A 25,785-nucleotide genomic window follows, 5' to 3' on the forward strand; every position below is an offset into this window, starting at 1 on the left:
TACAGGAGGCATAACAATGCAGCTAGCTAAGCTTACTCGAGTTACAACATTCAAAAATGAGGATATTAAACAATGGAACAACCATTACAATGCAAAGTTATTTCTATTTCCTCCGCCACTGGTTGGAAAGTTAGATATAACGAATGTTTAGACTTGGAGCCTTTGGCTTGTTGGGCTCTTGTCGAATACGAAAACGGTAGTCAAAAAATCGAAGGAATGATTTCAAACATTGATGGAGAGGTTGAAAGGGCTGAAAGTAATGAACACTTTCTCGAATACGTTGAACCGTTATAGTCCTGTACCGCTTTGATTATACCCAAAAGAGTACAACGCAAACGAGTACAGATTGTTTAGTTATATGTACCGATATAAGCTTGATTTTATATATCGGTACATTATTATGAATACATCTAAGACTTAAAACGGTACAGGTAATACTATGTCAAAAGTTGGATACATTAGAGTAAGCACAGTAGAGCAAAACTTAGACCGCCAATTGGCCAACATTGAATTCGATAAAGTATTTGAAGATAAGTGCTCTGGTAAAGACACAAATCGACCTGGCCTTGAATCAATGCTTGAGTATGTTCGTGAAGGTGATGAAATCCACGTACACGACATTAGCCGCTTAGCTCGTAACCTTGAGGATTTGCTGACTCTAGTAAAAGACCTAACTAATAAAGGTATATCAGTTTGCTTTCATAAAGAGAGCTTAACCTTTACTGGTGAGTCAAACCCAATGCAAGAGCTTATGTTAAGTATGCTAGGTAGCGTTTACCAGTTTGAACGCTCAATGATCAGAGAACGCCAATTAGAAGGTATTCAACAAGCTAAAGCACAAGGCAAGTACAAAGGTCGCCCAACCGATAACAATCTACACGACAAGATCAGAGCTTTAAAAGCTGAAGGGCTTTCACTACGCAAGATTGCTAATGAGTGTGGTTGCGCTCTATCGACAGTACAAAGAGCACTAGCCAGCTAATTGATTTGTTCCCACTGGAAGAACACTGGGAACAATAAAACCAAACAACGGGAACAACTGGAAAGCTTACCACTCAAGGCTTTGACGCTAGTTATTCCCACTTTCCCACTGTTACCACCCCGCTCCCCTTGCCTACCTAGTCATGCGCTCAGAACACAGCCTCAACGTCACTCCAAAGCCCTCCTAATAACCTCAAGGTACTTTGAACTTGCCCTAGTATGCGAAGCGATTCTCGCGATATTTAAACAGCTACTAATTCCAGCAAGGGGGGTTATAAAAGTCTAGTTATTCAGTTTGTACACCGCCGCCCCAGACAGATTTTTATGTGGCATTAAAATGAAAACAAAAAGCCCTTTGATGCATATATATGCACCTATATTCATAGTAGGGGGTATTAGAATCTCTATGGCCTTTGGCTAGTGTACCGCCGCCCCAGACAGATTTTTATGCATGCCAAAACTCAAACTGTTTTTTTAGCCCTATTTATTAGGTGGAGAATACATATAAGGTAACGATTACAAGCCCTTTCCCCTCTGCGAGCCGCATTTGCTAAACGGAATCTAGAGCCCGAGATTAAGCAGTGACACTTACCCTGTGGTAACTGTGGGAAACTGGGAACAAGACTGCTTATATGTTGATTTTGTGGGGGAATAACTACTTCCACTAACAAGCTACGCTGTTCCCACCAGCTAAGAAGTGGGAATTCTGCAGTGACTAAACTCACCAGTGGCAGCTACGGCTATTTATATGAACTAAGCCATAAAAGGCGCCAATTAGATTTAAACGCCTTTAAACCTACGTTATGCTATCGCCGTCCGGTTAACTCATATTAGTAAATCAAAACAAGGAGTTGTTATGCCTGGTGGCGGCGGTGAAGAACCCAAAAAACATGAGCTAGAGCCTGTTCCAGAACAAGAGGGCGCAGCCCAAACTATCGCTTTAAACTCACAAACGGTTACGAAAGTAGACGGTTATCTATTTGAACCAACCCATATAGCCCTAGCAGCTATCACCATTACAATTTTCTTCATTATCATGAGGCGAAAATGAATCAAGAAACAAAGGTTGAAGGTAAAAGCTCTTTTCTCCCTAGGCCATTAATACGTGGTGGATTTGCTGTGATTGTGATTACAGTGTTTATTCTGGGCTTTTATTTCATATCATTCGGGTCTAGTGGTATTTTCTCCCAAGAATCGTTCGCACAATTTGGTGATTACGTAGGGGGCACACTCAACCCAATTTTAAGCTTCGCAACTATTGGCCTGCTGGTATGGTCAATTCGAATTCAGCTCAAAGAATTACGAGCCTCTACAGAAGCTTTAGAAAACAGCAAAATAGAACTCCAACTTACTAGAATTGAAGCCGAAAAGAGTGCCTCAGCACTTGCAGCCCAAGTAGCGATGAGTGAAAAAGATTTTAGAGTACGAGAAATAACTCGCTCATTAAACGAACAGTTCAAAGTCTATGAGACCTTAATCAATTCTCCAAGCACTGATTTAGACACTTATGTGGATCAAAGCCAAAACCCATGGGTAGAATATAAAACCGTATCATCTTTAATTGATGGAATGCGTTTTGGGTTTCCATTCCCTGAGTTTATGCAGTTTAAAGTTATTGCAAAGCAACAGCTTGATAGTGAAATTGAAACAATATGGCATCAAAGCATCAATAACTTAGAGTTTATTTTCCATCTGCTGGACGAATACACTGTAGAAAGTATGCTCCCCGAAGGCAGATTAACTAGAGTGAGCGAAACATACTTACTACGGTTGCTCGGACATATAAAATCGCTACAGACGATTGTGAACAATGACCGCTTGAGTAAACTTGATAAAAAAGTTAAACATCTTCTACGTGAAAAATAATCTACCCAATGAGTGTAAACCTAAAGAAACACCAAAGGTAACACAACAAAGAGATGAAAACCTATTATTCCATATATAACATCAAGTTAAAAAACAAATTCAAGTCCCGCCGCCCCACCAAACATTAAAAAGCTCACCTTCGGGTGAGCTTTTTGCTTTCTACGAAAAATTTCACAAGTAGAATAACTAGCTGCAATTTCTACGTTGTTCTACGCGATTTATCTAGCATAATCTCTGTACGTTGGTTTATTACAATTAACACTGTATTGCGTACTCCCCTCCGCCTTTGAACTCAAATTAATTGAGGTGAAAAAACTGCACGACAATGCATCCATTAGCTATCTGTAAAACAAGCTTGATAATAACCGCTCAATGTAAACTAAGTTTTCAGCAACAAAATGGACGCTAAGAATTTAAATTCAGGTCTAATGATATGCTCATCTAAAGCCCTCATTTTTAAAACCCACTCATTTGGACTACACATACGGTTTTAGTCACAAAAATTCCACAAAACATAGTCTTTTCACTAAAATTACTACTAATCTGGTAATAGTAACCGCTCAAAAATCGTTCCGTAATGACGTATCTCCCCCACAACAAGGAAGTAAGCAATGACAGACAACTTTAGCCTGCTAATCAAAAACCGTGCTTGGGTCGAGCTATTGCTTTCGTCTACCTTGATTAACTTGCTGTCATTGGCACTGCCTTTCACTATGCTGCAAATTTACGACCGAATTCTGCCGAATCAAGGGTATGGCACTGCCAGCGTGCTGGTTTCTGCCGTGGCCGTTGCCATTTTATTAGAACTGGTTCTGCGCTATGCACGCAGTTGGGTACTTGCTTCCAGCGCGGCAAATTTTGAACTTCAAACAACTACCCATACCGTAGGCGCGTTATTGCAATCTGATTATAAGCGGATTGAGTCTTTAGGCACTGGGGTGATTGCCAACGGGTTAAACAGCATTGCCACTATGCGAGAAATCTATTCAGGCCAAGCGCTTGTTGCATTGATGGATTTTCCCTTCGTGCTGATTTTCTTGGCTTTAGTGGCGTATATTGGCGGCCCACTGGTGCTCATCCCCATCGCGGTATGGGCGGTAATTGGCGTACTTGTTTACCTGATTGGTAAACAACTCAATCAAGCCACCCAAGCTTTAGGGCTTACCGAGGGTGAGCGCTCACGCTTGCTTATCCAGGTGCTATCGGGACTCACTACCGCCAAAGCTCTGGGAATGGAAACCAAACTCAGTGGTATGTACAACGAGATCAATTACCAACGACTCGCCCAGCAGCAACAAGTCGACTGGTTGTCGTCCAAATTACAGGAACTTATTCAAGGTGCTTCGCAAGCCACCACCTTGCTTATCGTCCTCATAGGTTGCTTGGCGGTGCTCAACGGTGATTTAACCACAGGGGGACTCGCTGCTTGCTCTATTTTGGCCGGCCGGGCAATCGCCCCATTAAGTGCCATCATCAGCTTACGTTCACGGTTGGCTGTGGCGAAAACGGCTATGTCACAGGTTGAGCAGTTGAGCCAGCTGCCAGGGGAGGTTTTTGATGGCACAACCCAATACCAACAAAAACTTCCTCTAGGCCCAATACAGCTGCACCAAGTTAGCTTGCAACAAACCGGGGCCAAGCTCGTTGATGTCAATATTGAAATTCCAGCAGGGAGCTTTGTGACAGTGACCTCTAACCCGCTCACTCACGCTAGTCTGCTACTAAGTAGTATTGGCGCGTTTCATCGGGTAGAAAGCGGAAAAATATTGATTGCTGGTGTCGAGCAAAGCCAACATAAACGCAGTGAATATCGTCAGTCGGTACTGCACGTATCCCCTTGGCCAACCTTGATGGCTGGCACGCTGATGGAAAACATGACCTTATTTGCTGCTGACAAAGAACCGCAAGCTATGGCCATAGCGGAAACCTTAGGGTTAACAGAAACCATCGCGCAACTGCCTGCGGGCTATCAAACACTTGTGGGCAATAACGACAGCCAAATGTTGAATAAAGGTGCGATTAAGCTCATTGGCTTAGTGCGGGCATTAGTCCAATCGCCCTCAATTTTACTGCTTGATGAACCGATGATCTCATTGGATGCAGACTCACAACAAAGGTTGCTGAAATTATTAGCTAGCTATCGCGGCGACATGACCATCATATTCGCCAGTTATTTTACTAGTATTAGAGCATTGAGCGACATACATCTACATATTGATACCCAAGGACACTGCCAGCAGCAAGCGAAGGAGGTGTCAGCATGAATTCCGTCGTTCATATGTCACAAAATAATGACCTGAAACAGGCCACAATTTCGCTGTTACAACAACTTGGGTTATACGCGCAAGCCAGCCATTTGCTCAATGATCAACAATCACAACCTTTCGATACGTTATCGTTAAATCAGCTGTTAAAAAAACACAAGCTGAGCTTTCGCGTGTTGCAGTTTAGTCCGCAGATGATGGCACAAACGAGTCACCCGTGTTTGTTTATTCCAGATAACTCACCAGCCCAGGTTATCCGCCGGCGCCATGAACACCTTGAACAACTTGGTAATAACGATCAGTGGCAACCTCTTACAGCCAAGACAGGCGGTCACATTCTGATTGTTGATAGCTTGCCGACGGATAAGCAAAACACCAAAGCCTTTGCCCATGAGCTAAGTAAAAAGACCAAGTGGTATCGACCGGTTTTCTGGTTAAGCCTTCTGGCCAGTATCACCGGCCTTGCGGTACCGCTGTTTACAATGGCGGTATATGACCGGGTGATTGGTGGCCAGAGCCCATCGGTATTGCCAACCATTGCTTTAGGAGCCGCGTTAGCAATCAGTATTTTGGTCTCAAGCAGATTAGTGCGTGCCAAGGTACTCGCCAATACCAGCAATCGATTTGCTCGCGATCTGTCTAATTTGACCTTCGATCGTTTGCTGAGCATGCCATTGACCGTACTCTCTCGCGTCGGACTGTCTAATCATATCTCCAGAATGCGCAATGCTGAAAAAATGCGAGTACTACTATCTGGTCCCGCAGGCACCGGTTTAGTCGATGTTCCTTTTACCTTAATTGCACTGGTTACCATCGCGCTATTGAGTGGCTGGTTAGTCGTAGTGCCGCTGAGTATGTTGGCGCTTTTTTATTGGGTTATGAAGCTGACCAACAAATTCACTCAATCGGCCTCGCCGACAATTAGCAGCGACTATCAACAATCGTTGAACGAGTTAGCCAAGAACCTACTTCAAGTCAAAACCAGCGGCCACAATGAAGGGTGGTACGTTAAGTTTTGTCGTCAATGTCGTGAACATTGCCGACAAAACTTTATCTACGCGAAACGCAGTGGGCTCAATGCCGCGGTTGCCCATGCGATGAGTTTATTCACCGCGTTAGTCACCGTATTTACGGGCATTTTTTTAGTGCTGAATCAGAGTATCAGCCCTGGGGCGCTCATCGCCTGTGTGATGTTGATTTGGCGTATCACAGGCCCTGCACAACTGGCATTTTCATCGAGCCAAAAGATCACTATGGTTAAAAGTGCTGCCGAGCAGTTTGACCGCTTCATGACCGCTTCTACTGAACATAATGAACTCCGGCTGGATTTACCTGATACTAGCCAAGCTCCGCAGCTGAGCTTCCAACATCTGACCTTACGTTATAGTGCAGATGCTGAGCCCGCATTATCAGGCATCTCGGTAGACATAGATGCCGGTGAAAATGTGGCGATTATTGGCCCCAATGCTTGTGGCAAAACCTCGCTGCTGTTAGCGGCGATTGGCGTGGTTGAATCTCAGGCGGGCTTTGTCACGATTAACGGCAAAAACTTAAAACAATATGACCCGCAAGCGCTCAGGCAATGGGCAGCTTATAGCCCAGCTCAAGCTGATTTACTACCAGGTACCTTAGCTGACAATATCCGCATATCTATGCCTAGTGCTAGCGATGAAGAACTGATTAACGCGCTATACGCAGCCGGTGGTGCCGCCCTATTTGATGCACTCGACAATAACATCCATTGTGAACTGTTTAAAAACGGCCATAGTCTGCTGTCTCCCGTGGAAAGTGGCTATATCAGCTTAGCAAGAGCACTATTGAAACAGTCCCAGTTGATCTTACTTGACGAACCGATTGCCAATCAAAACCCCCATGCCAAAGCGCAGTTACTCGAAACCTTTGCTAAGTTGAAGGGCAATACAACCGTGTTATTTACCAGCCACGACGCCGACTTAATTCAACAGGCTGACAAAGTGATCATTTTAGATAAAGGCACTGTGGTCTATGCAGGGCCAGTCCCCGACCCAAGCGCCCCCAACAGCGAAAACAGCGAAAACAGCCAACTACCTCAGGAGAGCAGCCATGGATAATCGACAGCTTGCCAATCGAACTTGGCCTGCTCATGAGTTTACAGAAGCAATAGAAGCCCCTACAGAGAAGAAACTCATCACGCGGATTATCATCCTCATCGCCAGTTCCGTTTTGGTCATGCTACTGTGGTCGATATTGACCCAAGTAGAAGAGATATCAAAATCCAAAGGCCAGGTTGTACCGCTAGGACATCGGCAAGTGATTCAGAGCCTCACCGGCGGTACCATAGCCTCTGTGGTGGTAGAAGAAGGTGATCAGGTCAAAAAAGGTGATGTGCTAGCCAGTTTTGTCGCCATTGATAGTCAATCTGCAGAAGAGGAATTAGAGAGTAAACGCGCTAACCTGCTACTGAGAATTGAACGATACGATGCGTTTATTCAACAACGCTCAGCCAACTTTGATGAGTTTAATAGCACCTACCCACAACTGGTCAAACTCCACACGGCATCATTGCTGCGCATGAATCAAGAACGCGAAGCCATGCAGCAACTGTCGGCGTCTGAAATCGCAAAATCTCAAGCGGAACTTGATGGGCTAGAAACGGAAATCCCCCTTTAGAAGATCAAATTAATACCGCCCAACAAACCCTAAAAATGATGCTCTCGGTTACCGCCGAGCAAGCGGTATCAAAATTGCGTATTTTAGAGTCGCAACAAAAGCTTGATGCCTATATGCGCGAACTAAAAAGCATGCAAAGTAAACAGCAAGTTTTGGCCAAAAACCTGATCAATCTCGAGCAACAACTTAAACAGAAACAAGCCACTCAACTTAAAGAAGTTGAAGAAAAACGCACTGAAACTCAGGCCCAACTACTGGGCATTCTGGCGCAACTAAAATCATCTGGCTCTTTAGTGTCGCAAAACACGGTGACCGCACCTGTTGATGGCATTATTCAATCAATTCCCTCTACATCTAGCGGCAGCGTTATTCAACCCGGAGGCACGGTAGCCGTCATTGTACCCATGACAAAAACAGGCTTGATGGAAGTGAAGTTATCACCGAGAGATATTGGCTTTGTTCGTGAAAATCAGCCTGCCAGAATCAAGATAGATGCGTTTGATTATAGTCGTTACGGTGCGCTCGACGGCACTGTCACTCGCATCTCTCCCAGTACAGACAAAGATGAGAAAGGTGGCGTTTTTTATAAGGTACAGATAAGCATTGATAAACCCTATTTTGGCGAACACCCGGGTCAATTTGATCTGCTTCCAGGGATGACCGGTGAAGCCGATATTGTTACTGGTGAGAAAAGCGTATTTCAATACCTTTGGAAGCCTGTATTTACTAATGTTACTGAAGCTTTTGGTGAGCGATAGGAGTCAATTACGATGTCACACGATGAAAATCGCCCACACAACAAAACTCAGCATGGCGAGCAAGCAAGTAAATCTAAGCAGCAATTAAAACGGGAACAAATCGCCCAATCCAAAGCGAAAAAAGTGGATGCTGATGTTGAAAAGCTCAAAGCAAAAGAGCTTCGTGACGGCAAAACCAGCCAAATAGGTAACAAAGATCTTGTTGCAGATAAGCCTTGGCAAGTCGGTCAAACTGCTGCCATTCCCCATCCACAACACACTGATGAGACGCCCCTCGCTGACAAATCCAACAGCGCGCCAACCACAGATGGTGATGCAGATGCTTCAGCGCAAATTGCCAGTCAATCAACATCAGAATTAACACCAACCGATATAAAGACAACAGCAAGCAAAGCGTCCCATGCTCAACCGATAATCGAACATGGTAGTAGTGAGACCACAGGGATTGAACAGCAGCATATCAGCATTTCACACGCCCAAGTCCCTGGCCTTTCAACAATTGCACAAGCCTTGTCTGCAAACCACAACAGCGAAAACCCTGCCAATTTTACCATCGCTTTTAATGTGACCCCAAAACCCGCCCAAGTGACTGCTGTGCCATTTACAGAAGTGACCACTGGCACTGGCACTGGCACTGGCACTGGCACTGGCACTGGCACTGGCACTGGCACTGGCACTGGCACTGGCACTGGCACTGGCACTGGCACTGGCACTGGCACTGGCACTGGCACTGGCACTGGCACTGGCACTGCACTGGCACTGGCACTGGCACTGGCACTGGCACTGGCACTGGCACTGGCACTGGCACTGGCACTGCACTGGCACTGGCACTGGCACTGGCACTGGCACTGGCACTGGCACTGGCACTGGCACTGGCACTGGCACTGGCACTGGCACTGGCACTGGCACTGGCACTGGCACTGGCACTGGCACTGGCACTGGCAGCCATGAAAAGCCGTTAACAATTGAAGGTCAACATAAAAATCAACAAGTTAAGGAAGATAGCAGTGTTAATTCAGTTCATGGCACTTTAACTGCTCATGGTGAAAACAGCCAACATGTGACATGGGCGACCAATCAACAACAAGGACAATATGGTCATCTACAGATCGATAGCGCCACAGGTCAGTGGCAATACCATTTGGATAATAGTCTATCCGCAACAAATGCTTTAAATGAAGGTGAGTTACATCAAGAGCAGTTTGTGATCACCGCGACAGATAACCAAGGTAACCAAGTTAACAGCCTAGTCATTGTCAACGTAGAAGGTAGTAATGATCTTCCCACCATTTCAGGTGTTCATCATGCTGCATTAAATGAGCAAGGCAGCGTTGATACCGCAATCGGCCAACTCATTGCAACCGATGTCGACCATGGCGATAGTGCTACTTGGTCGGTTGTTAATAGACAAGGTCATTTTGGCCACATACAAATCGACCCACAAACTGGAATGTGGCAATACCATTTGGATAATCAATCTGCCGAAACCCTAGCGTTAAAGCAGGGCGACATCGCCAGCGAACGCTTCATTGTGCAGGTTACTGATAGTTCGGGTAATAGCGTTAGCCAACAGATAACAGTCGACATCCATGGTCAAAACCAGATTGCGCAAATACAAGGAATCAATCATTCCAGTGTCACTGAAGATCTTCACATCGACAGCCATGGCATGCTGCATACACAGGGACAACTATCCGTTGTCGATCCTGATTTAGGTGAAAGTCAATTTATCGCGAGCAATCTACAGGGACAATTTGGTCAGCTTAGTATCGATACTGATGGCCATTGGACCTATACCACGGACAATTTACAAACCGCGATTCAGGAGCTAAAAACTGGCGAGTCAATAACAGACAGCGTATTAGTGCGCACCGTGGATGGGACTGAACAAAAAATAACTGTCACTATCCATGGTACTGATGACAAAGCGGTAATTGCCAATGTCATCTCATCAACTGGTAATCCCACTCTATTAACCGCACCAACACCTGGTGGAGATACATACGCCTTCGTCAAAGAAGATTACAATGTCAGTCAAGGAAACTTGCATGCCGAAGGTCTGCTTTCGGTGACGGATGCAGATAAAAACCAAGCCCACTTCGTCAGCAGCACGTTGCAAGGTCAGTTCGGCAGTTTATCGATTGACGTGAGTGGCCATTGGATCTACAAAGCTGACAATTCACAAACGGCAATTCAAGGGCTGAAAACCGGCGAGTCACTCACCGACACCCTGCTGGTGCACTCAGTGGATGGCACTGAGCAGAAGATCACCGTCACCATTAACGGCACTGACGATAGAGCAGTGATTGCAGGCACTTCAACGGCCAGCCTCACTGAAGATAAAGACGTACACGCTGGCCAACTTCGCATAGATGGGGCGCTTAGCGTTACTGATGCTGATAACGGCCAAGCCCAGTTCACTGCCGAAAGTCTGCAAGGGCAATTTGGTACCCTTTCTATCGACAACTTGGGCCATTGGATCTACACAGCCGACAACTCGCAAACGGCAATTCAAGGGCTGAAAACCGGCGAGTCACTCACCGACACCCTGCTGGTGCACTCAGTGGATGGCACTGAGCAGAAAATCACCGTCACCATTAACGGCACTGACGATAGAGCAGTGATTGCAGGCACTTCAACGGCCAGCCTCACTGAAGATAAAGACGTACACGCTGGCCAACTTCGCATCGATGGAGCACTCAGTGTGACTGATGCTGATAACGGCCAAGCCCAGTTCACTGCCGAAAGCCTGCAAGGTCAATTCGGTATCCTTTCTATCGACAATTTGGGTCATTGGATCTACACAGCCGACAACTCGCAAACGGCAATTCAAGGGCTGAAAACAGGCGAGTCACTCACCGATACCCTGCTGGTGCACTCAGTCGATGGCACTGAGCAGAAAATTACTGTCACCATCAACGGCACTGACGATAGAGCAGTGATTGCAGGCACTTCAACGGCCAGCCTCACTGAAGATAAAGACGTACACGCAGGCCAACTACGCGTCGATGGGGCGCTAAGTGTTACCGATGCTGATAACGGCCAAGCCCAGTTCACTGCTGAAAGCCTGCAAGGCCAGTTCGGCACGCTTTCTATCAATAATTTAGGCCACTGGATCTACACAGCTGACAATTCACAAACGGTGTTTCAAGGCCTGAAAACGGGTGAGTCACTGACCGATACGCTGGTTGTTCACTCCATTGATGGTACTGAGCAGAAAATTACCGTCACCGTTAACGGTACTGATGATAAGGCCGTGATTGGCGGAACTAGTACTGCAAACCTCACCGAAGATAAAGATGTTCATCAAGGGTTGCTTCGAGCAGACGGCAATTTAAGCATCACCGATCCCGATGCAGGTCAGCAACAGTTCACTGCTGAAAGTCTACAAGGCCAATTTGGTACGCTGAGTATCAATGACCTCGGTCACTGGACCTATACTGCGGATAATTCACAAGCTGCGATTCAGGGGCTCAAAACCGGTGAGTCACTCACCGATACACTGAAGGTTCGCACCGTAGATGGCACTGAGCAGAAAATTACTGTCACCATCAACGGTACGGACGATAGAGCAGTAATTGCAGGAACGAGCACTGCGACTCTTACCGAAGACAAAGATGTTCATTCAGGCCAACTTCGCATCGATGGGGCGCTAAGTGTGACCGATGCCGACAACAGCCAAGCCCAGTTCACTGCTGAAACTCTGCAAGGCCAATTCGGTACGCTAAGCATCGACGATCTCGGCCACTGGATTTATACCGCGGATAACTCACAAAGCGCGATTCAAGGACTTAAAACTGGCGAGTCGTTCACCGATACGCTGGTTGTTCACTCCATTGATGGTACTGAGCAGCAAATTACCGTCACTATTAACGGTACTGATGATAAGGCGGTTATTGGCGGTACTAGCACCGCAAACCTCACCGAAGATAAAGATGTTCGTCAAGGGTTGCTTCGAGCAGACGGCAATTTAAGCATCACCGATCTCGATGCGGGTCAACAGCAATTCCAAGCAGAAAGCTTACAAGGGCAGTTCGGCACGCTTTCTATCAATAATTTAGGCCACTGGATCTACACAGCTGACAATTCACAAACGGTGATTCAAGGCCTGAAAACGGGTGAGTCACTCACCGATACGCTGGTTGTCCACTCCATTGATGGTACTGAGCAGAAAATTACCGTCACCATTAACGGTACTGATAATAAGGCCGTGATTGGCGGAACTAGTACTGCAAACCTCACCGAAGATAAAGATGTTCATCAAGGGTTGCTTCGAGCAGACGGCAATTTAAGCATCACCGATCCCGATGCGGGTCAGCAACAGTTCACTGCTGAAAGCCTACAAGGCCAATTTGGTACGCTGAGTATCAATGACCTCGGTCACTGGACCTATACTGCGGATAATTCACAAGCTGCGATTCAGGGGCTCAAAACCGGTGAGTCACTCACCGATACACTGAAGGTTCGCACCGTAGATGGCACTGAGCAGAAAATTACTGTCACCATCAACGGTACGGACGATAGAGCAGTAATTGCAGGAACGAGCACTGCGACTCTTACCGAAGACAAAGATGTTCATTCAGGCCAACTTCGCATCGATGGGGCGCTAAGTGTGACCGATGCCGACAACAGCCAAGCCCAGTTCACTGCTGAAACTCTGCAAGGCCAATTCGGTACGCTAAGCATCGACGATCTCGGCCACTGGATTTATACCGCGGATAACTCACAAAGCGCGATTCAAGGACTTAAAACTGGCGAGTCGTTCACCGATACGCTGGTTGTTCACTCCATTGATGGCACTGAGCAGCAAATTACCGTCACTATTAACGGTACTGATGATAAGGCGGTTATTGGCGGTACTAGCACCGCAAACCTCACCGAAGATAAAGATGTTCGTCAAGGGTTGCTTCGAGCAGACGGCAATTTAAGCATCACCGATCTCGATGCGGGTCAACAGCAATTCCAAGCAGAAAGCTTACAAGGGCAGTTCGGCACGCTTTCTATCAATAATTTAGGCCACTGGATCTACACAGCTGACAATTCACAAACGGTGATTCAAGGCCTGAAAACGGGTGAGTCACTCACCGATACGCTGGTTGTCCACTCCATTGATGGTACTGAGCAGAAAATTACCGTCACCATTAACGGTACTGATAATAAGGCCGTGATTGGCGGAACTAGTACTGCAAACCTCACCGAAGATAAAGATGTTCATCAAGGGTTGCTTCGAGCAGACGGCAATTTAAGCATCACCGATCCCGATGCGGGTCAGCAACAGTTCACTGCTGAAAGCCTACAAGGCCAATTTGGTACGCTGAGTATCAATGACCTCGGTCACTGGACCTATACTGCGGATAATTCACAAGCTGCGATTCAGGGGCTCAAAACCGGTGAGTCACTCACCGATACACTGAAGGTTCGCACCGTAGATGGCACTGAGCAGAAAATTACTGTCACCATCAACGGTACGGACGATAGAGCAGTAATTGCAGGAACGAGCACTGCGACTCTTACCGAAGACAAAGATGTTCATTCAGGCCAACTTCGCATCGATGGGGCGCTAAGTGTGACCGATGCCGACAACAGCCAAGCCCAGTTCACTGCTGAAACTCTGCAAGGCCAATTCGGTACGCTAAGCATCGACGATCTCGGCCACTGGATTTATACCGCGGATAACTCACAAAGCGCGATTCAAGGACTTAAAACTGGCGAGTCGTTCACCGATACGCTGGTTGTTCACTCCATTGATGGCACTGAGCAGCAAATTACCGTCACTATTAACGGTACTGATGATAAGGCGGTTATTGGCGGTACTAGCACCGCAAACCTCACCGAAGATAAAGATGTTCGTCAAGGGTTGCTTCGAGCAGACGGCAATTTAAGCATCACCGATCTCGATGCGGGTCAACAGCAATTCCAAGCAGAAAGCTTACAAGGGCAGTTCGGCACGCTTTCTATCAATAATTTAGGCCACTGGATCTACACAGCTGACAATTCACAAACGGTGATTAAAGGCCTGAAAACGGGTGAGTCACTCACCGATACGCTGGTTGTCCACTCCATTGATGGCACTGAGCAGAAAATTACCGTCACTATTAACGGTACTGATGATAAGGCGGTGATTGGCGGAACTAGCATTGCAAGCCTCACCGAAGATAAAGGTGTGCACTCAGGCCAGCTTCGCGTCGATGGTGCACTCAGTGTGACCGATGCTGACAACGGCCAAGCCCAGTTCACAGCTGAAAGCCTGCAAGGCCAATTCGGTACCCTTTATATCGACAATTTGGGTCATTGGATCTACACAGCTGACAATGCACAAAGCGCGATCCAAGGGCTGAAAACAGGTGAGTCACTCACCGACACCCTGCTGGTACACTCGGTTGATGGCACTGAGCAGAAAATTACTGTCACCATTAACGGTACGGACGATAAAGCGGTAATTGCAGGAACGAGCACTGCGACTCTTACCGAAGACAAAGATGTTCATTCAGGCCAACTTCGCATCGATGGGGCGCTAAGTGTGACCGATGCCGACAACAGCCAAGCCCAGTTCACTGCTGAAACTCTGCAAGGCCAATTCGGTACGCTAAGCATCGACGATCTCGGCCACTGGATTTATACCGCGGATAACTCACAAAGCGCGATTCAAGGACTTAAAACTGGCGAGTCGTTCACCGATACCCTGCTGGTACACTCGGTAGATGGTACCGAGCAGAAGATCACCGTCACCATCAACGGTACTGACGATAAAGCAGTAATTGCAGGAACGAGCACTGCGACGCTTACCGAAGACAAAGATGTCCATAGTGGTCAACTGCGCGTCGATGGGGCGCTTAGCGTTACCGATGCTGACAACGGCCAAGCCCAGTTCACTGCCGAAACTCTACAAGGGCAATACGGTGAGCTAAGCATCGATAATCTCGGTCACTGGACTTACACCGCCGACAACCCGCAAACGTCAATTCAAGGGCTGAAAACTGGCGACTCACTCACCGACATCCTGCTGGTGCACTCGGTAGATGGCACTGAGCAGAAGATCACCATCACCATTAACGGCACTGACGATAAAGCAGTAATTGCAGGAACGAGCACTGCGACGCTTACCGAAGACAAAGATGTCCATAGTGGTCAACTGCGCGTCGATGGTGCACTTAACATCACAGATCCTGACAACGGCCAAGTCCAGTTCACAGCCGAAAGCCTGCAAGGCCAATTCGGTACCCTTTATATCGACAATTTGGGTCATTGGATCTACACAGCTGACAATGCACAAACGGTGATTCAAGGGCTGAAAACAGGTGAGTCGCTCACCGACACCCTGCTGGTACACTCGGTTGATGGCACTGAGCAGAAAATTACCGTCACCATTAACGGTACTGATGATAAGGCCGTGATTGGCGGAACTAGTACTGCAAACCTCACCGAAGATAAAGATGTTCATCAAGGGTTGCTTAGAGCAGACGGCAATTTAAGCATCACCGATCCCGATGCAGGTCAGCAACAGTTCACTGCTGAAAGCCTACAAGGCCAACTTGGTACGCTGAGTATCAATGACCTCGGTCACTGGACCTATACTGCGGATAATTCACAAGCTGCGATTCAGGGGCTCAAAACCGGTGAGTCACTCACCGATACACTGAAGGTTCGCACCGTAGATGGCACTGAGAAGCAAATTACCGTCACCATTAACGGTACTGATGATAAGGCAGCTATAACAGGAACCAGCACTGCGACTCTTACCGAAGACAAAGAGGTGCATTCAGGCCAGCTTCGCGTCGATGGTGCACTCAGTGTGACCGATGCTGACAACGGCCAAGCCCAGTTCACAGCTGAAAGCCTGCAAGGCCAGTTCGGCACGCTTTCTATCAATAATTTAGGCCACTGGATCTACACAGCTGACAATTCACAAACGGTGATTCAAGGCCTGAAAACGGGTGAGTCACTGACCGATACGCTGGTTGTTCACTCCATTGATGGTACTGAGCAGCAAATTACCGTCACTATTAACGGTACTGATGATAAGGCGGTGATTGGCGGAACTAGCATTGCAAGCCTCACCGAAGATAAAGATGTTCATCAAGGGTTGCTTCGAGCAGACGGCAATTTAAGCATCACCGATCCCGATGCAGGTCAGCAACAGTTCACTGCTGAAAGCCTACAAGGCCAATTTGGTACGCTGAGTATCAATGACCTCGGTCACTGGACCTATACTGCGGATAATTCACAAGCTGCGATTCAGGGGCTCAAAACCGGTGAGTCACTCACCGATACACTGAAGGTTCGCACCGTAGATGGCACTGAGCAGCAAATTACCGTCACCATTAACGGTACTGATGATAAGGCAGCTATAACAGGAACCAGCACTGCGACTCTTACCGAAGACAAAGAGGTGCATTCAGGCCAGCTTCGCGTCGATGGTGCACTCAGTGTGACCGATGCTGACAACGGCCAAGCCCAGTTCACAGCTGAAAGCCTGCAAGGCCAATTCGGTACTCTTTATATCGACAATTTGGGTCATTGGATCTACACAGCTGACAATGCACAAAGCGCGATCCAAGGGCTGAAAACAGGTGAGTCGCTCATCGACACCCTGCTGGTACACTCGGTTGATGGCACTGAGCAGAAAATTACTGTCACCATTAACGGCACGGACGATAAAGCGGTAATTGCAGGAACGAGCACTGCGACTCTTACCGAAGACAAAGATGTCCATAGTGGTCAACTGCGCGTCGATGGTGCACTTAACATCACAGATCCTGACAACGGCCAAGCCCAGTTCAGCGCTGAAACTCTGCAAGGGCAATATGGTGAGCTGAGTATCAGCAACTCTGGCCATTGGATCTACACAGCTGACAATTCACAAACAGTGATTCAAAGCCTAAAAACAGGCGAGTCGCTAACAGATACTCTGATCGTACGCTCCGTGGATGGCACAGAGCAGCAGATCACGGTGACCATTAACGGTACAGACGATAGAGCAGTGATTACAGATGCTCAAACAGATATCAATTTACGCGGTGTTACCGAAGATCGAGGATATACCGATACCCATTACGATCTTCATTATGAAGGCAAATTGAACGTTCAAGACCCCGATAAAGGAGAAGGCAGTTTTGACCCCAATATCGGCCCACAAACCTATCAAGGCATTGGATACGATACCAAGTTAGGTGGCCATGTATTATTAATGCGAGATGGCCGTTATACCTACACCTTAGATAATCGCAACATTCAAAACCTCGCTGAGGGAGAAACTCAAAAAGACTCCGCGGTGATCAGAACCGCTGATGGCACAACGCATACCATAGAGCTTACCGTTCATGGCACCAATGATAGGCCAACCATTGCTGCACAGTCGCAATCGGTAGTCGAAGGTGGCACATTGTTGCATGGACAGATGCTAGGTCAAGATATTGATCACGGTGCTATCCTGAGCTATTCAGCCCCACAAATAGATGGATTCACCTTAAATACCGATGGTAGCTACAGCTTTGACCCAAGTCATGCAAGTTATCAACCACTGGTCGCAGGGGCAACAAAAACGCTAACGATTCCAGTTACCGTGACTGATGAGCATAACACCAGCGCAACTCAAAACCTGACGATCACCATTAAGGGCATAAATAATGGCGCGACTATAAGTGGGGTTGATACAGGTGATGTCAATGAGGGCCAAGGCAGTTACGCAGATATGTCTCCAGACTATGCCCAGCCAGGCATGGCTAAGCTAGGTCAAGCCGCATTAACGGCTGATGGCAAGTTAGACATTATTGACCCTGACACTGGTGAATCCCTTTTTGATCCTAAAGGCGGTGCCTGGAATAACTCTTACCATGGACAATATGGACACTTACTTTTAAACCCAGATGGAACGTGGCATTACCATGTCACCGTTGGGAATGTCGATTGGGTAGGAAACCGCAAAACAACAATTGGCACAACCATTGATCAATTAGGTGAGCATCAAACGTTAACTGATACCATTACCGTATACTCCAAAGATGGCACATCTCACGATATTGTTATCACCATTCATGGCGATAATGACCGCCCATACTGCTCTTCAGAAGTGCAACTTGCCAGTGGTAAAGAAGATCTAGCTCAAACCATCTCTGTTACGGATCTTTTAGCAAACACCGTCGACGTGGATGCCAATGACGCCGGCAAACTAACCATTGCCAATATCAGCGTCAATCATGGCTCACTCAAAGATAACCAAGATGGCACCTTTACCTTTACCCCAGACAGAGACTACAACGGTCAAGTCCATTTCAGTTATGACGTAAAAGATGCCCATGGGGGCTCACGCATACTGGCGCTACTACCACCTTAAGCGCTGTTAGGGATACGGCTATCATTAGTGAAGTCACCACAGAAACAGTTATCGAAGATGGTTCTCATAACAGACAGAACCTTGGACATATCACAGAGCTTGCCTCAGGTAGTTTACAAGTTATTGACCCTGATAGCGGCGAAAATAAATTTAGATATAGCCAATTCGGTGAAACAGCCATAAAAGATCAATTCAATGGTCAGCTTCGAATAGATAGTGCTGGCAACTGGGGATACAGCGTTGACAATAGCAAATTACAACATTTAGCTGCCGGCCAAACTGAAGAAGTGGTTTATCGAGTTCATAGCCAAGATGGCACGGCATATGAACTCCATATCCAAGTTGAAGGTACAAATGATGCCCCGGTGGCCAATATTGTCACTTTATCCAATGGCACTGAAGATACTCATTATCAGATGCAAGCGAGTCAATTTGGCTTTACAGATATCGATACTGGCGACACCTTACAATCTATTGCCATCACCGACCTACCACCAGCATCACAAGGTAAGTTTGTCTTTGACGGACAAACTATTACCGCAGGCCAAAGTATTACGACTGCGGATATCAGCAAGCTGCAATTTATTCCGGCCAAAGACTTTAACGGAGATGTGCAGTTCACCTTCACAGTTAATGACGGTCACGTTGATTCCGCACCAGCTAAAACATCAATTCATATCGCTTCTGTTGATGATCCATTAGTTGATAGCGGTATGCGTGATTTAGGTACAGCGGATGAAGATACCACCACACATTTTACAGACGCGCAATTACTCGCAAACTTATCAGATGCCGATGGTGTCTTACATGTAAGCGGCGTGCCGACATCAACTCAAGGCACAGTAACAGCGAATGCAACAGGAGGGTATGACTTTACCCCGAATGCAAATTACCATGGACCAGCTGAAATTGATTATAAAGTCAGTGACGGAACGACCGAGTACGCCCAAACGGCTCATTTAAGTGTGAGCTCAGTTACCGATGCAGCAACGACTTCCTTGTCTGCAGAAGTTCAACGTACAGCATTTGGTTTAACCTCATCATCCGACCATGGATATATCAAACCACAAGGCGATCAAATTAATTCGGGAGGTGACTTACACGCTTTTACGGCTGAATTCACTTATATCCACGATCCAAAAATCACCATTGGTACTTATCAGGATTTTGTTATGTTTCATGGGGTTAAACCTGATGGCACGCCTGATATGGATGGCGTTAATTTCGGCATGTGGACCTTTGGCGGTAATTTGAAGTTTACCAGTTCACATATCAGTGGTGATAACGGCAACCCTGGAGTCAATTTTAACGATGGGCAAGACCATCGTATAACCATGACATGGGATGGTAAAACAGATACCGCAAGACTTTACGATAACGGCGTTTTAAAAGTTACCGTTTCTGGTTTCGCTGGAAGCGATCACATTGCTGCCAACCCATTTCTTAACGTAGGCAGTAAATACGTGCCAGGGCATTTTGCAGGACAAGATAAATTTCCAGGACGATTGCTCTCAACTAGTTTTGCCTCGCAAGCACTTACACCAGAACAAATTCAACATGGCCCAGTCTATGAGTCTGTTAGTAAAAATAATGGCCTATTAATCGACATTCGATCCGACAGTCATGGGGTTATATCTGACCAAACAGGTCACCATCAGCTTGATATTGCTGACTTACATACGTTTACAGGTGAAATGGTCAATATTGGCTCAACGGCTTTAGCATCAGGCGATGTATTACATATGCACCTGTCAGTAGCCGCTCCTATAGATCATGACGATGTTCTCAGCAAAATAGAGGTATTGGGACTTGCGAAAGGCACGATTCTTACCGATGGCCATCATAGTTTAACGATTGGCTCAGCGGTGCAACATGCGGATGTTACCGGTTGGGATTTAGATAAAGTGACCGCAACATTACCTGCTCATGGCGATCAGAACATGTTAATGCAATTAATCGCTACCACAACAGGGCCAGATGGAGTAAGTGCAACCGATAGTGCAAAACTGCCAATAATATTAGATGTTAATTCCCCGGTTCCTGATGCTGTTATTACCGGAGATGAACACCTAGTAACAGATGAAACCTCTACTGTTTCTGGCCAACTAATTATTACAGATACAGATCCATCGCAAGCACACTTTATTGCTGAAGTGATACCAAGTGCTCATGGTCAATTTATAATAAAATCTGACGGAAGTTGGGAATTCACCCCTAGTAAATTGGCTGAAACCTTGACTCTAAACCATAACGCCACTGACATCGTTACCGTAAAAACCATTGATGGAACAGAGCAACAATTGAGTGTAACACTCATCGGTAGCGATACCGCCCCAACCACCGTCACCACGGATTTAGGCAAGGTTGAGTCTGGCCACTCCCACGACTTCCAGGCAACAGATTTGCTTGCTAATGTTACCGATGTCGATACCAGTGCAGCGGGATTATCGATTGTGGCAGGCTCGCTATCCTCCCCCCATGGAACTGTAGTAACCAATCCTGATGGCAGCTATAGCTTTACTGCAAGTCCAGGTTTTGTTGGTAACGATTTAGCCATTAGTTTCAAAATCAGCGATGGTCATAATACTGTTGATGCCAATGCAATAATCGATGTTACTCCGCCTTTAGCGATCACCCGATTAGAACATGATACAGGTACCAGTGATAGTGATTTTGTTACTAGTGACGGTCGCATAATCTTATACGGAACTGGTGAGCCGGGTGCCACAATCATGGGAACAGGGATTCTCACAGGCCCTAAAACGATTGTCGATGACAATGGACACTGGAAATTAGATGTTAGCGCAACAGATCGAGCCGATGGCACCTATACGCTGGCTGTATATGCACTCAAAACAGACGGTAGCTATGCACAAGCACATCATCGAGTCACTATCGATACAGCCAAACCAACCTTGTCTATCGACCCAATTTCCGACGACGATTGGGTGAATCATCATGACCACCAGCAAGATTTAACGATTACGGGCACCACTACCCATGTGGCTGATGGTAATTCAGTTGAGGTGATTGTGGCTGGTACACACTATAGCGCCAGCGTAAGTAACGATCATTGGCAACTGGTCATTCCGGCAAATCAAGTTGCCAATATTGGCGATAACGCATACCTAGTCCATGCTGAAGTTATCGCTACAGCTACTGGCGATAGTGCTCATGAACAGCGACAACTGGTGGTTTCAGCAGATCTCAGCACACTGGTACAAACTAGAGGTGTTGAGGAAGACACTAAGACTAATGCAACGGGAACGTTATTTGCCGTGGGCGCCAGTGAAACAGTTACCACTACGGGCTTATTACAAGGTAACTACGGCACGTTACAGATGAATGCAGATGGTAGTTACCAATACACATTGGACAATAACTCAGCCACTATTCAGCAAATGGGGCAAACCGATAGCCATGCAGACAATTTTTTCATTAGTTACACCAATAACCACGGCGACACCAAGCATGCCGTAGTTAATATAGGTATTCATGGCACCAACGACGCGCCACTACTAACAGGCACCTTTGAGATATCCCGTTCGATTACCACGGGCACAATGACCAATACTCACTCATATGGCTATATCAATATCGATGATATTGATAACACTGACAACCTCAGCGTCGAGTACATAGATAAACAAGGCGCTCATCATCAATTGGATTTCACTCCCGGTAGCAGTAATAAAATTGATGTACAGGGTATTGGCCACTTTAATATTGATGCAGACGGGCGCTGGGACTTTACCTTTAGCCATAGTGGCTCAGAGCGAGACAAACTCACTCAAGAGGTTGCTGCAGGTAAAATTCATACCGAAAGCGTTACTCTCAGAGTAACAGATAGCAGCGGTGAGAGCCGAGAAGAGCATCTGACCGTGCATATTGGTGATGGTAAAACCGGACCGCAAATTTTCGGCGCTTCTGAGTCTGTAGTCACGGAAGATAAGGTCACACGCTCGCACGGTTTACTCGATTTATTAGTCGGTGATGTCAAAGTCGCCAGCGGAGTCACCTGGACATTGCAAGCCGGAACACGTCCGCAATATGGTGACCTAACCTTAAATAGCGATGGAAGTTGGCAATATCAGGCTCATAACGATTCGGCTCGAGTGCAAGCCCTAGCTCAGGGTGAGCGACTTGAAGAAACTGTCATGGTGACAGCTACAGACTCTCTTGGTCACAGCGTTGATCAAGCCATGAAGTTAGTGATCATTGGCACCAATGATATACCCGTTGTCGGCCATGCGCTTTCAGGTACCGTGGTCGAAGATCATCTACTTACACTCACTAAAGCAGATTTACTCGCTAACGTTCATGACGTTGATTTACTTGATCATTTTAATATTAGCCAATTACGCCTTGAAGGTGATGGGAGTATTACCCAGAAAGGTGATCACTGGGTCGTCAATCCAGGCATTAATTTTAGTGGTGAATTAAGGCTGGCTTACAAAGTCTCAGATGGCCACACATCAGTCGACAATAGTATGGCTATCCATGTGTCACCTGATGCTGACACGCCCGCCATGATATTCACTAAACATGTCGGAGACTTATCAGCGCCATTGGATAGTTTTGCTATTCAAGGTAATCAAAATACTGAGCTTGCACTAAACATCAACGTCTCCAGCCCTGACAACAATGAAACGCTTACTGTAGAGATAAGTGGCCTTCCCTCAGGTGCGAGCTTATCTGCTGGTACAGAACATAATGGTGTATGGACCCTACTACAAAATGAGTTAACCAACCTGAAACTGCTGCCTGAAACAGACTTTAGTGGTCATTTTGATATTCAAGTTGTTGCTACAGCCCACGATGGTAATTCAACGGCAAGCAGTCGTCAGACACTTGGTGTCGATGTGCTTCCAACTGTCGCGGTTGTCGCACAAACCTCTGCTGCCGACGAGCCGATCGAGGACAGTCAGGCCAACGTTGTTGAAGAGGTAAGTTCCACCATTGAGCCTAGCTCACCAGTTGATCATTACTTCCAGATGATAGGGATCACCCCGACAGAGGATACGGTTACACCCGCTAATTCACCAACAGAACCGGTAGCCGAGTTTACCCGTACAGTTCAATCGGGTGCTGACGCAGATATGCTAGACGTGACTCTAACAGATGGATTTGAAAATCCGCTGGCTGATCACGACGACCTTTTACCTCATTCTCAATCAGAAGACGTAGATGGGATACCTGGAGACCAAACCGATCATATTGTTAGCGATGATGATCTGTTGAGTCAGGCATTAAACGATATGCACAACCAAATGTAGCCAAACATTAAAAAGCTCACCTTCGGGTGAGCTTTTTGCTTTTATAGGCAAAATATTCAACCTTGCTATACCCATAAAAAAACGCCGCTAGTTTTCACTATCGGCGTTTTTGTTTAATCACTAACTCAGCTTACAAGCCAACCTCGATTAAAGAGTGACCTAAACCAATATTGTCGGTTTGCTTGATAATAGATAACCCTGCAAGTTCAATAAGCGGTAAGAACTCGTGGCTCATGTAAAAGCGGCTATTACCGTTGGCAATGGCAGTGAAATACAAGCTAGTCGCGTTAAGTGAGTAGCTTGCTGATTCAAATTCCTGACAATCAGGAAACAGCTCAAGAATAAAGATACGCGAGTCTGGGCGCATGGCTTCTTTCACGCGCATCAAGATGCTAACGATTTCTTCTTTTGAGAAGCAATCAAGGAACTGGCTCATCCAGTAAACATCTTTACCTTTTGGCAGAGCATTTTTAGGTGCAAGCAAATCACATGGGAAGGCTTCAACACGCTCGCTATAACCAGCTTCTTCCATATTCACCGTTGCAACGGCTAGCTGCTGCGGCAAGTCAACCATAGTGACCTGAACATCACTGTTATGATTACAGCATTGCTTGGTCCATTTACCGGTATTGGCACCAATATCACACAGTGTGGCAGTAGGTTTGGCAAACACTTCTTTTAACAGCGTTGGAAAGCTGCGATCGGAGTAATAGTGGTCAAAACCAAACCAGCTGTCTTTTTCACGTTGAGTAAGCTTAGACAAACCTTGGTATAAAGTGTCCCACTCGCCTAAGTGCTTTAATCCTGCAGGCTTAGTATCTTTGATCGCTTCCGTTAACTCACCCATGCCCTGGTAGCAAATGTCTGCGACAAAATCCATGTTAGCAATAGTCATAGGATCAAAGTCGACAAACTGGCCCAGCTTAGTAATTTGGTACTTGCCGTCATTCCAGGTCACAAGGCCTGCGGATAAACCCATATCGAGTAGCACAGCTACGCCGTATTCAGTAACTTGAGTGTGTTCTGCGAGCTCTTTTGCGCTCGCACCTGCTTTTGGTGCATTACCTAAAGCGGCCAGAATACCTAAGTCGCGCAAGCTCTTACTTGCCTGAAACGCAATCGGCGCAAAAGCAAGCCTTTGCGCCTCTTCTTTCGCACTTAATGCGGTGCGATTATCTTCATTATAAAACTTCATTAACTTCTTTCTATCGAGGGTCTACTATTTAGCAGCTGCTTCTCGGATCGATTTCTTAATGTCTAAATTAAGGTTTCTAACCCAGGTCGCTACTTTCTTATGAATTTTGCCGTCTTTATATTTCAGGTTTTCAGAACCGTAATAAAGAATTGAATAATCTTCAGCGCTATATGGAATATCCACTTCCAACATGTGTGAGCGAACATTTAACGTACCGCGCAATAAATTGTCGTTTACTGGAGTAATTTGCCAATTACGAACATAGCCAGCGTCAACAATCGCATTTTTTACTTGCTCTTGAGTCAAGTTGTATCCCACGGGCTCACTTTTAAGCTCAGGCACAGGAATTGTTTTACAGCCAACTAATACAAGTGTGAATATAAGTGCAATTAATTTCTTCATACTTACTCCATGTAACATTCCGTTGATTTAACTCACCAAAATCGATCTAAAAAACAGGATT

13 protein-coding genes are annotated in these 25,785 nt (G+C 46.4%); 11 read left to right on the forward strand and 2 right to left on the reverse strand.

Translation table 11 applies throughout. The features are described from left to right. The first annotated feature begins 72 nt into the window (after positions 1-72). The 11 genes from EXU30_RS04055 (at position 73) to EXU30_RS04100 (ending at position 24,127) form a co-directional block, all read left to right on the forward strand. Positions 73-294, forward strand: a complete 222-nt coding sequence (locus EXU30_RS04055; RefSeq protein WP_130597938.1) for a hypothetical protein — start codon at positions 73-75, stop codon at positions 292-294. 145 nt (positions 295-439) lie between these two features. Further along, positions 440-982: a recombinase family protein gene (locus tag EXU30_RS04060; RefSeq protein ID WP_130597939.1), complete on the forward strand. Its 543-nt coding sequence runs from the start codon at positions 440-442 to the stop codon at positions 980-982. 855 nt (positions 983-1,837) lie between these two features. After that, complete coding sequence (locus EXU30_RS04065) at positions 1,838-2,032, forward strand: hypothetical protein (protein WP_130597940.1); 195 nt, start codon at positions 1,838-1,840, stop codon at positions 2,030-2,032. Further along, the gene (locus EXU30_RS04070) at positions 2,029-2,847 is read left to right on the forward strand and encodes a hypothetical protein (RefSeq protein ID WP_130597941.1); all 819 of its coding nucleotides are present in this window, start codon (positions 2,029-2,031) and stop codon (positions 2,845-2,847) included. The genes EXU30_RS04065 and EXU30_RS04070 overlap by 4 nt, the downstream gene beginning before the upstream one ends. Positions 2,848-3,458: 611 nt before the next feature. Beyond that, the gene (locus EXU30_RS04075) at positions 3,459-5,111 is read left to right on the forward strand and encodes an ABC transporter transmembrane domain-containing protein (RefSeq protein WP_130597942.1); all 1,653 of its coding nucleotides are present in this window, start codon (positions 3,459-3,461) and stop codon (positions 5,109-5,111) included. Continuing rightward, positions 5,108-7,201 (forward strand): peptidase domain-containing ABC transporter, encoded by a 2,094-nt coding sequence (locus EXU30_RS04080; RefSeq protein WP_242620315.1) that lies wholly within the window; start codon positions 5,108-5,110, stop codon positions 7,199-7,201. Before EXU30_RS04075 ends, EXU30_RS04080 begins: the two co-directional genes overlap by 4 nt. Then, positions 7,194-7,760 (forward strand): putative HlyD family type I secretion protein, encoded by a 567-nt coding sequence (locus tag EXU30_RS20480; protein ID WP_242620316.1) that lies wholly within the window; start codon positions 7,194-7,196, stop codon positions 7,758-7,760. The genes EXU30_RS04080 and EXU30_RS20480 overlap by 8 nt, the downstream gene beginning before the upstream one ends. Before the next feature lie 35 nt (positions 7,761-7,795). Then, the gene (locus EXU30_RS20485) at positions 7,796-8,518 is read left to right on the forward strand and encodes an HlyD family type I secretion periplasmic adaptor subunit (RefSeq protein WP_242620317.1); all 723 of its coding nucleotides are present in this window, start codon (positions 7,796-7,798) and stop codon (positions 8,516-8,518) included. A 12-nt stretch (positions 8,519-8,530) separates the two neighbouring features. Then, a complete protein-coding gene (locus tag EXU30_RS20355) occupies positions 8,531-9,469 on the forward strand; it encodes a hypothetical protein (protein ID WP_207234097.1) in 939 nt (312 codons plus the stop codon). Positions 9,470-9,578: 109 nt separating this feature from the next. Next, entirely contained in the window at positions 9,579-18,851 is a 9,273-nt protein-coding gene (locus EXU30_RS04095; protein ID WP_130597943.1) for a VCBS domain-containing protein, read from the forward strand. Between the two features lie 122 nt (positions 18,852-18,973). Then, positions 18,974-24,127, forward strand: a complete 5,154-nt coding sequence (locus EXU30_RS04100) for a VCBS domain-containing protein (protein WP_242620384.1) — start codon at positions 18,974-18,976, stop codon at positions 24,125-24,127. 130 nt (positions 24,128-24,257) lie between these two features. On the opposite strand, the gene EXU30_RS04105 is transcribed toward EXU30_RS04100, so the two are convergent. After that, positions 24,258-25,322: a methyltransferase gene (locus EXU30_RS04105; RefSeq protein WP_130597945.1), complete on the reverse strand. Its 1,065-nt coding sequence runs from the start codon at positions 25,320-25,322 to the stop codon at positions 24,258-24,260. 24 nt (positions 25,323-25,346) lie between these two features. Beyond that, positions 25,347-25,724, reverse strand: coding sequence for a hypothetical protein (locus EXU30_RS04110; RefSeq protein ID WP_130597946.1), 378 nt, complete (start codon positions 25,722-25,724; stop codon positions 25,347-25,349). Positions 25,725-25,785 lie beyond the last annotated feature (61 nt).

The sequence above is a fragment of the Shewanella maritima genome (assembly GCF_004295345.1).
In the GTDB taxonomy this organism is placed as follows: Bacteria; Pseudomonadota; Gammaproteobacteria; order Enterobacterales; family Shewanellaceae; genus Shewanella; species Shewanella maritima.